Source organism: Luteimonas rhizosphaerae (genome assembly GCF_002849595.1).
GTDB lineage: Bacteria > Pseudomonadota > Gammaproteobacteria > Xanthomonadales > Xanthomonadaceae > Luteimonas > Luteimonas cellulosilyticus.
This window is the reverse complement of the sequence record NZ_NRQR01000027.1, coordinates 1-13,507: the sequence shown is the minus strand read 5'-3', so window position 1 is coordinate 13,507 and position 13,507 is coordinate 1. Positions and strand designations below refer to the sequence as shown.

The following is a 13,507-nucleotide window of genomic DNA, read 5'->3' as shown; positions in this document are numbered from 1 at the left end:
GAGCCCGCACTGCCGCTGGCGCTGGACCCGACCGCGGTCGCCGACACCGCCGCCGACGCCGCGCCCGTCGACAGCGCCGAGCCGGTTCCGCAGGCATTCGCCCTGCCCGCCTCCGCGCCGGCGCTCGTGCGCGCGCCGCCGCCGCTGCTGGCCGCGCCGCTGCCGACGCCCGACCTGCGCGGCGACGCCTTCGAGACCCAGTTCGGCGCCCAGCTCGAATGGATGGCCGGACAGAAGATCAGCCATGCCCGCATCCGGGTGACGCCGAACGACCTCGGGCCGGTCGAAGTGCGCCTGCAGCTCGACGGCGACCGGATCGCCGCCGACTTCGTCAGCGCCCACGCCGAAACGCGGCAGATGCTGGAACAGGGCCTGCCGCGCCTGCGCGAACTGCTCGGCGAGAGCGGTTTCCAGCTCGCCCACGCCGGTGTCGGCAACGGCGGCGGCCAGGGCGACAGGAATCCGTCGTCGTCGCCCGCGACCGGCGTCGCCGGCGCCGGCGCCGAGGACGGTGCGCCGTCGCAGGCGCCGCTGCCGCCGGTGCTGCGTACGATCGGGCTGCTCGACGCCTACGCCTGACCCGGCGATGCCGCGCGGCATCGTCCAGCCTGCCTGGTCCCCTCATCCCGCGCGCCGTCGAGGCGCGGGAGCGCCGGCGCGAACGCACGGATCCCCGCCTGAAACCGTGCCGTTCACGCGCCCGGATCGCTCCTGACGGGATCCCGGCGCGCGAACGGCACGGCGATTGCATCTAGTCCGGCGGACTCCCTCCGGTATCGCCACGTGGCTGTTGCAGCAGACTCCTCGAAGAAAGCGCCTCCCAAGCGCGGACGCAAGCTCCTGGTCATCGCGCTCGTCGGCGTCGTGGTGGCGGTCGCCGCCGCAGGCGCGTTCTGGTACCTGCGCGGCGCGCCTGCCGCCGAACCGGTCTCCAAGTTGCCGGCGCCCGCCCAGTACCTGCCGCTGTCGCCGCCGTTCGTCGTCAACCTCGACGACAACTCGGCCGGCCCGCGCTACCTGCAGGTCGAAGTGCAGCTGGTGACCCGCGATCCGCTCGACGTCGTCGAGCTGCAGCACCACACGCCGGCGCTGCGCGCCAAGCTGCTGATGCGCTTCGCCCAGCAGGACGCCGAGGTCATCAACACCCGCGAGGGCAAGGAAGCGCTGCGTGCGCAGGCGCTCGAGGACGTGCAGGCACTGATGACCGAAGAGACCGGCGCGCCGCGCGCCGAATCGCTGCTGTTCACCAGCTTCGTGACGCAGTGAGGGCCGCCGCATGACCAGTGACCTGCTGTCCCAGGACGAGATCGACGCGCTGCTCCACGGCGTCGACTCCGGCGCGGTCGACACCGAGCCGGCGCCCGATCCGACCGAAGCGCGCAACTACGACTTCGCCAGCCAGGACCGCATCATCCGCGGCCGCATGCCGACGCTGGAGATGGTCAACGAACGGTTCGTGCGCCTGTGGCGCATCGGCCTGTTCAACCTGATTCGCCGCTCGGCCGACCTGTCGGTGCGCGGCATCGAGCTGATCAAGTTCGGCGACTACCTGCACCAGCTCTACGTGCCGACCAATCTCAACCTGATCAAGTTCAAGCCGCTGCGCGGCACCGCGCTGATCGTGTTCGAACCGAAGCTGGTGTTCGCCGTCGTCGACAACTTCTTCGGTGGCGACGGCCGGTACCCCACCCGCATCGAAGGCCGCGAATTCACCGCGACCGAGATGCGCGTGATCCAGCTGATGCTCAAGCAGACCTTCGCCGACCTGGCCGAAGCCTGGGCGCCGGTGCTGGACGTCGAGTGCGAGTACATCAATTCCGAGATCAACCCGCACTTCGCCAACATTGTCACCCCGCGCGAGTACGTGGTCGTCAGCCGTTTTCACGTCGAGCTCGAAGGCGGCGGCGGCGAGATCCACGTGACCCTGCCGTATTCGATGCTCGAGCCGATCCGCGAGCTGCTCGATGCCGGCATCCAGAGCGACCGCGTCGACCGCGACGAGAGCTGGAACATCTCGATGCGCGAACAGCTGCTGGGCGCCGAAGTCACCGTGTCGAGCGTGCTCGCCACCCGCACCGTCGACCTGCGCCAGCTCACCCGGCTGAAGGTCGGCGACATCCTGCCGATCGACCTGCCGGCCGAGATCCCGGTCTGCGTCGAGAACCTGCCCGTGTTCACCGGCCGCTTCGGCACCGCCAACGGCTGCAACGTCGTGAAGATCACCGAAACCCGCGCCCCCGGCGTCGCCGCGCCGCGCCCGCCCACACCCCAGGACCTGCCCGCATGAATTCCCAGGACACGACCGCGACGCTGAACGCCGAACCGGCGCGCTTCGACGATCTGCAAGCCGAGCACAGCGACGGACTCGCCGACCTCAACCTCGACGTGATCCTCGACGTACCGGTGTCGCTGTCGCTCGAAGTCGGGCGCACGCGCATGCCGATCCGCAACCTGCTGCAGCTCAACCGCGGCTCGATCATCGAGCTGGAACGCGGCGCCGGCGAGCCGCTGGACGTCTACGTGAACGGCACGCTGATCGCGCATGGCGAGGTCGTGGTCATCAACGACCGCTTCGGCGTGCGCCTGACCGACGTCGTCAGCCCCAGCGAACGGATCCGGAGACTGCGTTGATCGCGATCGGTGCCACCCCGGCCGCCACTGCGGCCGTGCCGGCGGCGGCGGGTGCCGACGCGATGACGCAGGCCGCGGCGTCGCCGGCAACCGCCCCGCTGCTGCCCGCGCCCGCGGTCACGACCGTGCCCGCCGCGGGCACGGCGGACGCCGCGATGATGACGACGACCGCGATCGGCACGTCGACCGTCGAGTCCGCCGCCGCGACGACGACGACGGCGTCAGCGCCGGTCGCCGCGCCGCGTGCGCCCACGACCGCCACCGTCGGCCAGCCGGCGACGCCGCTGCAGGTCGGCGCGCACGCCCCGCCGTCGCCCGGTCTGGGCGGCGCGTTCATCGCGCTGTTGCTGGTGCTGGGCCTGATCCTCGGCATGGCCTGGCTGCTCAAGCGCATGCCCGGCAGCGGCTTCCGCCAGGCCGACGGCCTGCGCGTCGTCGCCAGCATTCCGCTCGGCGCCAAGGAACGCGCCGCCGTCGTCCAGGTCGGCGACGAACAGCTGCTGCTCGGCATCGGCCCGGGTGGCGTGCGCACGCTGCACGTGCTGCCGCAGCCGCTGCGCGCGCCCGAACCGGTCCAGCTGCCGTCGCTGAAGACGCTGCCGGACTTCAAGCAACTGCTCGCGCAATCCCTGCGCAGGACACCCCGATGACGCGTCGCCCCTTCCCCGCGCTGGCCGCGCTGTGCGCCCTGCTCTGCCTGCTGCTGCCCGCGCTGGCGTTCGCCGCGCCGGGCGCGCCGCAGCTGCCGGCCCTGCCCGACGTGACCGTCGGCCAGATCGGCGGTGCGCCGGTCAGCCTGCCGCTGCAGACGCTGCTGCTGATGACGGCGATCACGCTGATCCCGTCGATGCTGCTGGTGCTGACCGCGTTCACCCGGATCATCGTCGTGCTCGCGCTGCTGCGGCAGGCGCTCGGCACCGGCCAGACCCCGTCGAACCAGGTCCTGGTCGGCCTGGCGCTGTTCCTGACCGCGCTGATCATGACCCCGGTCTGGGAAGCGGCCTGGCGCTCGGGCTTCGGCCCCTACCTCGACGGGCAGATCGACTTCCGCACCGCGTGGGATCTGGGCACGGCGCCGCTGCGCGGCTTCATGCTGGCGCAGGTGCGCGAGACCGACCTGATGACCTTCGCCGGCCTCGCCGGGCACAGCACCTATGCCGGTCCCGCCGACGTGCCGTTCCAGGTGCTGGTGGCGTCGTTCGTGACCAGCGAACTCAAGACCGCGTTCGAGATCGGCTTCCTGATCTTCATCCCCTTCATCATCATCGACCTCGTTGTCGCCAGCGTGCTGATGTCGATGGGCATGATGATGCTGTCGCCGATGCTGGTCTCGGCGCCGTTCAAGATCCTGCTGTTCGTGCTGGTCGACGGCTGGGTGCTGACGGTCGGCACGCTGGCGGCGAGCTTCAACTGATGCGCGCGCGCCCCTCCGCCCGTCGCGACGGGTCACGCCCATGACCCCCGAACTCGCCCTCACCGAGCTGCGCCGTGGCCTCGAGGTCGCGCTGTGGGTCGGCGGTCCGCTGCTGGCGACGGTGCTCGTCGTCGGCGTGGTCGTCGGCGTGCTGCAGGCCGCGACCCAGGTCAACGAACCGACGATCGCCTTCGTCGCCAAGGCGATCGCGCTGACCGCGGCGCTGTTCGCGCTCGGTGCGTTCCTGATCGGCTACCTCGTCGATTACACGATCACGCTGTTCCACAACATCCCGCACCTGATCGGCTGAGCACGGGCATGCGTCGAGGCCACCGCTGATGGACGCCGCGACCGGCGTCGCGATCGACGGCCAGCAGATGTTCGGCATGATCGCCGCGCTGCTGTGGACCGCGCTGCGCATCGGTGGCCTGCTGATGGCGATGCCGCTGATCGGCACGCGCGCCGTCCCGGCCCGGGTCCGGGTCATGGTCACGCTGGCGTTGAGCCTGGCGCTGGCGCCGCTGCTGCCGACGCCGCCGGCGTGGAGCGGCTTCGACGCGGCGACGGTGCTGTCGGTCGCGCGCGAGCTGGCGATCGGCGCGGCGATGGGCTTCCTGCTGAAGCTGGTGTTCGAGGCCGGCGCGCTGGCCGGCGAGCTGATCTCGCAGGGCACGGGCCTGTCGTTCGCGCAGATGAGCGACCCGATGCGCGGCGTGCAGTCCGGCGTCATCGCCCAGTGGTTCTACATCGCGTTCGGCCTGCTGTTCTTCGCGGCCAACGGGCATCTCGCGCTGATCGCACTGCTGGTGCGCAGCTACGAGGCCCTGCCGATCGGCACCGCGCTGCCGGACCTGGAGGCGACGCTGCAGATCGTGCCGTCGTTCTTCGTCGTCGTGCTGCGCGGCGCCGTGTCGCTGGCGCTGCCGGTGATGGTGGCGATGCTGGCGATCAACCTGGCCTTCGGCGTGCTGTCGCGCGCGGCGCCGGCGCTCTTTCCGGTCCAGGTGGGCCTGCCGGTCTCGGTGCTGGTGGGTCTGTTCCTGATCGCGGTGCTGGCCGGCGAACTCGGGCCGCCGGTGCAGCGTCTCTACGACGCCGCGTTCGACGCCGCCGCGCGCCTGCCGCTGGGCCAGTAGCGGCACGGCGCCGGCCGCCCCGGCACGGCGCTTGCAGCGGACCCGGCAGTCCCGAGGATGCCGACCGCCATGGCCGAGAACGAAGACGGTCAGGAGAAGACCGAACAACCCAGCGAGAAACGGCTGCGCGACGCGCGCGAGAAAGGCGATGTCCCGCGCTCGCGCGAGCTGTCGACGGTGGCCGTGTTCGGCGCGGGCGTGGCGGCCCTGCTGGCGACCGGCGGCGGCCTGTCGGCACGCGCGCTCGACTGGATGCGTGATGCGCTCACGCCCGACCTCGGCATGCTGGAATCGCCGGAGATGCTGTTCGGCTACGCGGGCACCCTGCTGCTCGGCCTGATGTGGATCCTCGCGCCGCTGCTGCTGGTCACGCTGGCGGCCTGCTTCATCGCCCCGGCGGTCATGGGCGGCTTCGTGTTCTCGGGCAAGGGCCTGGTGCCGGACCTGAAGAAGATCGACCCGCTGGCCGGCATGAAGCGCATCTATGGGCCCGAAGGCCTGGCGGAGCTCATCAAGTCGCTGCTGCGCGTGGTGCTGGTCGGTGGCGCCGCGACGCTGTTCCTGTGGCCCGGCCTGCACAAGCTGCGGACGATGCTGCAGCAGCCGCTCGAGGACGCGACCCGCGACGGCCTGCGCTTCGCCCTGTGGATGCTGATGGCGACGTCGGCCGCGCTGCTGCTGCTGGCGCTGATGGACGCGCCGTACCAGAAATGGAACTGGCGCCGGAAGCTGATGATGACGCGCCAGGAACTGCGCGAGGAAATGAAGGAAAGCGAAGGCCGCCCCGAGGTCAAGGGCCGCATCCGCCAGATGCAGCAGCAGATGTCGCAGCGCCGGATGATGGAGGACGTGCCGACGGCCGACGTCATCGTGGTCAATCCGACCCATTACGCGGTCGCGTTGAAGTACACCGGCGACGCGATGCGCGCGCCCACGGTCGTCGCCAAGGGCGTCGACGAGATGGCGCTGCGGATCCGCGCCGTCGGCGAAAAGCACCGGGTCACCCTGGTGTCGGCGCCGCCGCTGGCACGCGTCTTGTATCGGGATGCCCAGGTCGGACAGGAAATCCCCGTGAAACTCTACGCAGCCGTCGCCCAGATCCTGTCCTACGTCTACCAGCTGCGCAGCTGGAAGCCGGGCACGCCGCAGCCGCAACTGGCGACCATCGACGTCGACGAGCACGGCCCGGCGCGCGGGGGCCACCGATGAGCGCGGCGCTGCCCAGCAATTCGCGGCGCGTGTTCGACGCGATGCGCCAGGGCATCGGCGCGCCGTTGCTGGTGATCGCGCTGCTGGCGATGGTGGTGGTGCCGCTGCCGCCCTTCATGCTGGACATGATCTTCAGCTTCAACATCGCGATGTCGCTGGTCGTGCTGCTGGCGGTGATCCAGGTCCAGCGGCCGCTGGACTTCAGCATCTTCCCGATCGTGCTGCTGGTCACGACGATGCTGCGCCTCGCACTCAACGTCGCCTCGACCCGCGTGATCCTGCTGCATGGCCAGGACGGTCCGGGCGCGGCCGGCAAGGTCATCGAGTCCTTCGGCGAATTCGTCGTCGGCGGCAACTTCGCCGTCGGCATCGTCGCGTTCGCGATCCTGACCATCATCAACTTCATCGTCATCACCAAGGGCGCGGGCCGCGTGTCGGAAGTCACCGCGCGCTTCATCCTCGACGCCATGCCCGGCAAGCAGATGGCGATCGACGCCGACCTCAATGCCGGCCTGCTGACCCGCGAGGAAGCCAAGGCGCGGCGCGAGGAAGTGCGCCAGGAAGCCGACTTCTACGGCGCGATGGACGGCGCCAGCAAGTTCATCCGCGGCGACGCGATCGCCGGTCTGCTGATCCTGTTCGTCACCGTCATCGGCGGCCTGGCGATCGGCGTGCTCCAGCACGGCATGGCGGTCGGCGATGCGGCCTCGACCTTCACCCTGCTGGCGATCGGCGACGGCCTGGTCGCGCAGCTGCCCGCGCTGCTGGTGTCGTCGGCGGTCGCGCTGCTGGTCACGCGCGCCTCGCGCGCGCAGGACATGGGTGGCGCGATGACCGGCCAGGTCTTCGGCCAGCACAAGGCGCTGACCATCGCCGCGGTGATCCTGCTGATCGTCGGCCTGGTGCCGGGCATGCCCAACGTGGCGTTCCTGAGCCTCGCGGCGATCGTCGGCTACGGCGCCTGGGTGATGCGCAAGAAGGCGCTCGACGCCGAAGCCGCCGCCGCCAATCCCGATCTCGCCCTGCCCGCGCCCGACCAGGTCGCCAACGCCGAACTCGGCTGGGACGACCTGCGACCGGTCGATCCGCTGGGCCTGGAAGTCGGCTACCGGCTGATTCCGCTGGTCGACAAGGCCCAGGGCGGCGACCTGATGGCGCGGATCAAGGCCGTGCGCCGCAAGCTCACCCAGGACATCGGCTTCCTGATCCCGCCGGTGCACATCCGCGACAACCTCGAACTCGCACCGACCGCCTACCGGCTGCTGGTGCATGGCGTGCCCGTCGCCACCGCCGAGGTCCATCCCGACCGCCTGCTGGCGCTGGATCCGGGCGGTGGCCTGCCGCCGCTGGACGGCATGCCCGGCAAGGACCCCGCATTCGGCCTCGACGCGCTGTGGATCCTGCCGCTGCAGCGGGCGCACGCCGAAGCCATGGGCTACACCGTCGTCGATCCGGCGACCGTGGTCGCCACCCACCTGTCGCACCTGGTGCGCGAGCAGGCGCCGGAACTGCTCGGCCACGAGGAAGTGCAGCAGCTGCTGGCGACGCTGGCGCGCAGCGCGCCGAAGCTGGCCGAAGACCTGACCCCGAAGTCGCTGCCGCTGGCGGTCGTGGTGCGCGTGCTGCAGAACCTGCTGGTCGAGCGCATCCCCGTGCGCCAGCTGCGCCGCATCGCCGAGGCCCTGGTCGAGCACGCCGCGCACAGCCAGGACCCCGCCCATCTGACCGCCGCGGTGCGCACCGCGCTGGGCCGGTTCATCGTCCAGGAGATCGCCGGTCCGGCCGCCGAGCTGCCGGTCTACACCCTGGCGCCGGCACTGGAACGCGTCTTGCAGGATTCCGCACAGGGCGCCGGTGCGGCATTGGAGCCCGGGTTGGCGGAACGGTTGCAGCAGAGCCTGGCCGCCTGCGCGGGACAGCAGGAAGCGAAGAACGAGCCTGCGGTCGTGTTGGTGCCCAGCCAGGTGCGGGCCGCGCTTGCCCGGCTGGTGCGGCACAGCGTGCCGGGTCTGTCGGTCCTCTCCTACACCGAGGTGCCGGAGGACAAGCGCCTGAAGCTGCTGGGGACGATCAACTGAGCACGCCGGCAACGGCCGCGAGGGGAAGGGGCACCGCAACGGCGGCGTCCCGGCAAGGAGAACAGATGATGCGTGACGCGACACACGACCACCCGACTTCCACCCTGGACGCCATGCGACGCGATCCTGCGCGCGCGACGTTCCGCAGCGCCGGCGCCCGCCCATGAACATCCGTCGTTTCGTCGCCGCCGACATGCGCAGCGCCCTGCAGATGGTGCGCCGCGCCCACGGTCCCGATGCGGTGATCCTGTCGAACCGCCGCACCGACGAGGGCGTGGAGATCGTCGCCGCGAGCAACTACGACGAGGAATTCGTCCAGCGTGCCATCGCGCCGGCGCCCGTCGCCCCGACCGCGCCGCCGGTCCCGGCCGAGCTGTCCCCCGGCGAACGCTGGCTGCGCGACATGACCGCCGAACCGGCGCCCGTGCCGGTCGCACCCAAGCCCGCCGCAGCGGTCGCCGAAGCGCGCGCGCCCGCACCGGCGCCCGAGCCGACCCTGCAGGACCTCGTGCCGCCGCCGGTCCGCGCCGCGATGCCCGCGCCGGCCGAGAGCGCCGACTTCGAGCCGCCCTCCTTCGCACAGCTGCTCGGCCGCGGCCTGCCCGACGCCCCGGCCGCCCCGGTCGCCGCGCCGCGCGACGGAATTCCGTCGCCGGCGCCGATGCTGGCCGCCGTGCCGACCCTGCCGACGCCCGCCAGCGACGGCGAACTGGCGCGCATGCGCGACGAGATGGTGCAGATGCGCCAGATGATGGAGCGCGAGATGGCGCGTATGACCGACGAGCGCCTGCGCGGCTCGCCGGGCCGGGCGCAGGCGATGGAGCTGATGGAGGACTACGGGTTCGATGCCGGCATCACCCGCGACATCGTCCAGGGCATCCCCGGCGACACCGCGCCGCACCGCGTGCGCGGCCTGATGCTGGCGCTGCTGTCCAAGCGCCTGCCGATCTGTCCGATCGACCCGCTGCGCGAGGCCGGCGTGATCGCCCTCGTCGGCCCGACCGGCGCCGGCAAGACCACGACCATCGCCAAGCTCGCCGCGCTGTACGCCTCGCAGCACCAGCCGCGCGACGTCGCCCTGGTCACCACCGACACCGTGCGCGTCGGCGGCCGCGAGCAGCTCTACAGCTACGGCCGCCAGCTCGGCATCGCCGTGCACGAGGCAGATAGCGAGACCAGCCTGGTCCAGCTGCTGCAGAAGCTCGAGGACTACCGGCTGGTGCTGGTCGACACCGCGGGCCTGAGCCAGCGCGACCGCGCCCTCGTCAGCCAGCTGCACTGGCTGCGTGCCGCGCGCCAGGTCCGCACCCTGCTGGTGCTGCCGGCCAACACCCATTTCGCCGATCTCGACGAGGTCGTCCGCCGCTTCGACGTCGCCCGCCCGCAGGGCGTGGTGCTGACCAAGCTCGACGAGACCGGGCGTCTCGGCAGCGCGCTGTCGGTCGCCGTCGACCACGGCCTGCCGCTGACCTGGGTCACCGACGGCCAGCGCGTTCCCGACGACCTGCACCGCGCCAACGCCGCCCATCTGGTGCTGCGCCTTGAAGATCTCCGCCGCGAGGCCGATAAGCCGATTGCCCCGGAACACGACCATGCCGTCGCCTGACCTGTCCTCCATGTCGTCCACGCCCCTCAAGCCCGTCCGCACCCTCGCCGTCACCGGCGGCAAGGGAGGCGTGGGCAAGACCAACGTGTCCGTGAACCTCGCCATCGCCCTGGCGGGCATGGGCCAGCGCACGCTGCTGCTCGATGCCGACCTCGGGCTGGCCAACATCGACGTGCTGCTCGGCCTGTCGCCGCGCTACACGCTGGCCGACCTCGTCGCGGGCCGCTGCGGCCTGACCGACGTGATCATCGAAGGTCCGGCCGGCGTGCAGATCGTCCCGGCCGCGTCCGGGCGCCGGCACATGGCCGAGCTGCGGCCGGCCGAACACGCCGGCCTGGTCAACGTGTTCAACGATCTCGAGCAGGACCTCGACATGCTGATCGTCGACACCGCCGCCGGGATCACCGATTCGGTGCTGACCTTCTGCCAGGCCGCGCAGGACGCGCTGGTCGTGGTCTGCGACGAGCCGGCGTCGATCACCGATGCCTACGCGCTGATCAAGGTGCTGGCGCGCGAGCGCGGCGTCGACCGGATCCAGGTCGTCGCCAACATGGTCCGCAGCCCGCAGGAAGGCCGCAATCTGTACGAGAAGCTGTCGCGGGTCTGCGAGCGTTTCATCGGCGATGTCTCGCTCAACTACCTCGGCGCGGTGCCGCAGTGCGACTGGCTGCGCATGGCCGTGCAACGCCAGCAGGCGGTGATCTGCGCGTATCCGGGCAGTCCCTCGTCGCAGGCGCTGGCCGAGGTCGCACGTCGCATCGCCCGCTGGCAGCCGCCGACCGCGCCGCGCGGCCACGTCGAATTCTTCGTCGAGCGGATGCTGCGCCAGGGAGCACCGGCATGAACGCCGCCCGCCAGTACCAGGCGGTGCAGCGCACCGTCACCCCCGACCCGATCACCCAGCACGCCGAACTCGTGCGCCGGATCGCCTACCACCTCGCCGCGCGCCTGCCGGCCAGCGTCGAGATCGACGACCTGATCCAGGCCGGCATGATCGGCCTGTTCGAAGCCTCGCGCAGTTACGACGCCGACCAGGGCGCGTCGTTCGAGACCTATGCCTCGATCCGCATCCGCGGTTCGATGATCGACGAGATCCGTCGCGGTGACTGGGTGCCGCGCTCGGTCCACCGGCGCACCCGCGCCGCCGCCGGTGCGATCCGCGAGATCGAGCAGGCGACCGGCCGCGCGGCCAGCCCGCAGGAAGTCGCCGAGAAGCTCGACCTGCCGCTGACGGACTACCAGCGCCTGCTCGAGGACGCCGCACGCGGCCAGGTGCTGAGCCTGGATTCGCATATCGAGGACCACGGCGAGGTCGAACCCGTCAATCGCGACGGCGGTCCGACGCCGCAGGAACACCTGCTGCGCGGCGAGTTTGGACGTGAGCTCGTCGCCGCGATCGACCAGCTGCCCGAACGCGAGAAGCTGGTGATGTCGCTGTATTACGAGCAGGAACTCAACCTCAAGGAAATCGGCGCGGTGCTCGGCGTCAGCGAATCGCGCGTCTGCCAGATCCACGGCCAGGCCGTCGTGCGTCTGCGCGGCCGGCTGTCGGCCTTCGAACTCGCCGACACCGGCATCGGCGACGACTGATGCCCCCGACGTCCTGCAACCGGCGTGACACCGCGTGAGTGCTCGCATCCGCGCCTGTGCGCCACCGCCGACGGTCCAGTCGACCCGACGCGTCCCCACCCCGCCACCGACGACACGCCCCGACCCGTGGAGCCCGCTTTGAACAAGAACATCCGCATCCTGATCGTCGACGACTTCTCGACCATGCGCCGCATCGTCAAGAACCTGCTGTCCGATCTGGGATTCAACAACACGGTCGAGGCCGAGGACGGCAACAGCGCACTGGCCGTGATGCGCCAGGACGCCGTCGAGCTCGTCATCACCGACTGGAACATGCCCGGCATGACCGGCATCGAGCTGCTGCGTGCGATCCGCGGCGACGCCAAGTTCCGCACCCTGCCGGTGCTGATGGTCACCGCGGAAGCCAAGCGCGAGCAGATCATCGAAGCCGCGCAGAGCGGCGTGAACGGCTACATCATCAAGCCGTTCACCGCGCAGACCCTCGAGGAGAAGCTCGGCAAGATCTTCGAACGCCTCGGACAGGCCGCATGAGCGCGACCGTCGCCCCGCCCGACGCCCGCGCCCAGCTCGCCGGCCTGCTGCACGACGCGCTCGAATCGCTGGAACGCGGCGACGAGGCCGGCTGGCGCCGGCACGTCGACGCGCTGGCCGCATCGCGCACGCGCAACTTCGTCGACGGCCTCGGCCGCCTGGCCCGCGATCTCGCGCAGGCCCTCGACACGCTGCCCGCGGCGCCCGCCGAAGGCGGACTCGACGACGCCTGCGCGCGCCTCGACCACGTGGTGACGATGACCGAGCAGGCCACGCACCGCACGCTGGACCTCATCGAGGACAGCCGCGCGCTCGTCGCGCGCCTGCGCGAAGGCCCGCTCGACGACAGCCACAGCGGCACCGTCGACGCGCTGCGCGACAACCTGCGCGAGATGGCGCTGGCGCAGAGCCACCAGGACCTCGGCGGCCAGATCATCCGCCGCGTCGCCGGCATCGTCCGCGGCGTGCACGAGGGCTTCGGTGCGCTCGGCCTGCCGGCGCCCGAGACCGATACCGACCGCACGCGCGCCACCGGACCGTCGGTCAAGGGGCTCGACGGCGGGACCGTCGGCCAGGACGACGCCGACGACCTTCTGTCGCGTCTGGGACTCTGAGCCGATGCTGTGCACGCCGGAAATCGCCGCGGACTTCGTGCTCGAAGCCCGCGAACTGCTCGAGGACCTCGGCGGACGCCTGGTCGCGCTGGAGCGCGCACCGGAGGACCGCGAGGAACTCAACGCGGTGTTCCGCGCGTTCCACACCCTCAAGGGCGGCGCCGGCTTCCTCGGCGCGACGCCGCTGGTCGAACTCTGCCACGCGGCCGAGGAAACCCTCGGCGCGGTGCGCGCGAACGAAGCGGTCCTGACCTCGACGCATTTCGACGCCGCGCAGCAGTCGCTGGACTGGCTGCAGGCGATGGTCGATGCGATCGACGCCGGCACCGAGCTGCCGCGCGCGCCGGCGTCGCTGATCGCCGGCTTCGCGCTGGAGGGCGGCGCGGGCAGCGACATGATCGACGACGCCGATTTCGAGGCGTTGCTCGACCAGTTGCACGGCAACGCGGCGCCCGGCGCACGTGCCGCGGCCGCACCGGCCGACGCGATGATCGGCGACGACGAATTCGAAGCCCTGCTCGACCAGCTGCACGCGGGCGGCGTGCCCGGCAGCACCGCGCCCGCCGCGACCCACGACCCGAACGCGCCGATCGACGACGCGGATTTCGAAGCCCTGCTCGACCAGCTGCATGGCGATGCCGCGCCGGGCGCGCGCACGCCTGCGCCGGTCGCGGCGCCCGCCCCGGCAGCGCCCGCGC

The 13,507-nt window shown here is 71.3% G+C and carries 16 protein-coding genes; all 16 read left to right on the top strand.

What is annotated here, in order from left to right:
* A partial coding sequence (locus CJ022_RS15810; RefSeq protein WP_143704022.1) for a flagellar hook-length control protein FliK occupies positions 1-579 on the top strand: 579 nt, incomplete at its 5' end.
* 204 nt (positions 580-783) lie between these two features.
* A complete protein-coding gene (locus CJ022_RS15805; protein WP_101927600.1) occupies positions 784-1,266 on the top strand; it encodes a flagellar basal body-associated FliL family protein in 483 nt (160 codons plus the stop codon).
* A gap of 10 nt (positions 1,267-1,276) precedes the next feature.
* The gene (fliM, locus tag CJ022_RS15800; protein ID WP_101927599.1) at positions 1,277-2,287 is read left to right on the top strand and encodes a flagellar motor switch protein FliM; all 1,011 of its coding nucleotides are present in this window, start codon (positions 1,277-1,279) and stop codon (positions 2,285-2,287) included.
* Entirely contained in the window at positions 2,284-2,631 is a 348-nt protein-coding gene (fliN, locus tag CJ022_RS15795; RefSeq protein ID WP_101927598.1) for a flagellar motor switch protein FliN, read from the top strand. Before fliM ends, fliN begins: the two co-directional genes overlap by 4 nt.
* Positions 2,632-2,915: 284 nt before the next feature.
* Entirely contained in the window at positions 2,916-3,281 is a 366-nt protein-coding gene (gene fliO, locus CJ022_RS15790; RefSeq protein WP_425490874.1) for a flagellar biosynthetic protein FliO, read from the top strand.
* Positions 3,278-4,045: a flagellar type III secretion system pore protein FliP gene (gene fliP, locus CJ022_RS15785; protein ID WP_101927597.1), complete on the top strand. Its 768-nt coding sequence runs from the start codon at positions 3,278-3,280 to the stop codon at positions 4,043-4,045. The genes fliO and fliP overlap by 4 nt, the downstream gene beginning before the upstream one ends.
* 40 nt (positions 4,046-4,085) lie before the next feature.
* Positions 4,086-4,355: a flagellar biosynthetic protein FliQ gene (locus CJ022_RS15780; RefSeq protein WP_101927596.1), complete on the top strand. Its 270-nt coding sequence runs from the start codon at positions 4,086-4,088 to the stop codon at positions 4,353-4,355.
* Between the two features lie 28 nt (positions 4,356-4,383).
* Positions 4,384-5,181 (top strand): flagellar biosynthetic protein FliR, encoded by a 798-nt coding sequence (gene fliR, locus CJ022_RS15775; RefSeq protein ID WP_101927595.1) that lies wholly within the window; start codon positions 4,384-4,386, stop codon positions 5,179-5,181.
* Between the two features lie 69 nt (positions 5,182-5,250).
* Positions 5,251-6,390: a flagellar biosynthesis protein FlhB gene (gene flhB, locus CJ022_RS15770; protein ID WP_101927602.1), complete on the top strand. Its 1,140-nt coding sequence runs from the start codon at positions 5,251-5,253 to the stop codon at positions 6,388-6,390.
* Entirely contained in the window at positions 6,387-8,468 is a 2,082-nt protein-coding gene (gene flhA, locus CJ022_RS15765) for a flagellar biosynthesis protein FlhA (protein ID WP_101927594.1), read from the top strand. The genes flhB and flhA overlap by 4 nt, the downstream gene beginning before the upstream one ends.
* 163 nt (positions 8,469-8,631) lie before the next feature.
* A complete protein-coding gene (flhF, locus tag CJ022_RS15760; RefSeq protein ID WP_101927593.1) occupies positions 8,632-10,074 on the top strand; it encodes a flagellar biosynthesis protein FlhF in 1,443 nt (480 codons plus the stop codon).
* A complete protein-coding gene (locus tag CJ022_RS15755; protein ID WP_101927592.1) occupies positions 10,061-10,918 on the top strand; it encodes a P-loop NTPase in 858 nt (285 codons plus the stop codon). Before flhF ends, CJ022_RS15755 begins: the two co-directional genes overlap by 14 nt.
* Positions 10,915-11,664, top strand: a complete 750-nt coding sequence (locus CJ022_RS15750) for an RNA polymerase sigma factor FliA (protein WP_101927591.1) — start codon at positions 10,915-10,917, stop codon at positions 11,662-11,664. The genes CJ022_RS15755 and CJ022_RS15750 overlap by 4 nt, the downstream gene beginning before the upstream one ends.
* Before the next feature lie 138 nt (positions 11,665-11,802).
* The gene (gene cheY, locus CJ022_RS15745; protein WP_199171577.1) at positions 11,803-12,195 is read left to right on the top strand and encodes a chemotaxis response regulator CheY; all 393 of its coding nucleotides are present in this window, start codon (positions 11,803-11,805) and stop codon (positions 12,193-12,195) included.
* The gene (locus tag CJ022_RS15740) at positions 12,192-12,809 is read left to right on the top strand and encodes a protein phosphatase CheZ (RefSeq protein WP_101927590.1); all 618 of its coding nucleotides are present in this window, start codon (positions 12,192-12,194) and stop codon (positions 12,807-12,809) included. Before cheY ends, CJ022_RS15740 begins: the two co-directional genes overlap by 4 nt.
* Positions 12,810-12,813: 4 nt before the next feature.
* A partial coding sequence (locus tag CJ022_RS15735; RefSeq protein ID WP_199171576.1) for an Hpt domain-containing protein occupies positions 12,814-13,507 on the top strand: 694 nt, incomplete at its 3' end.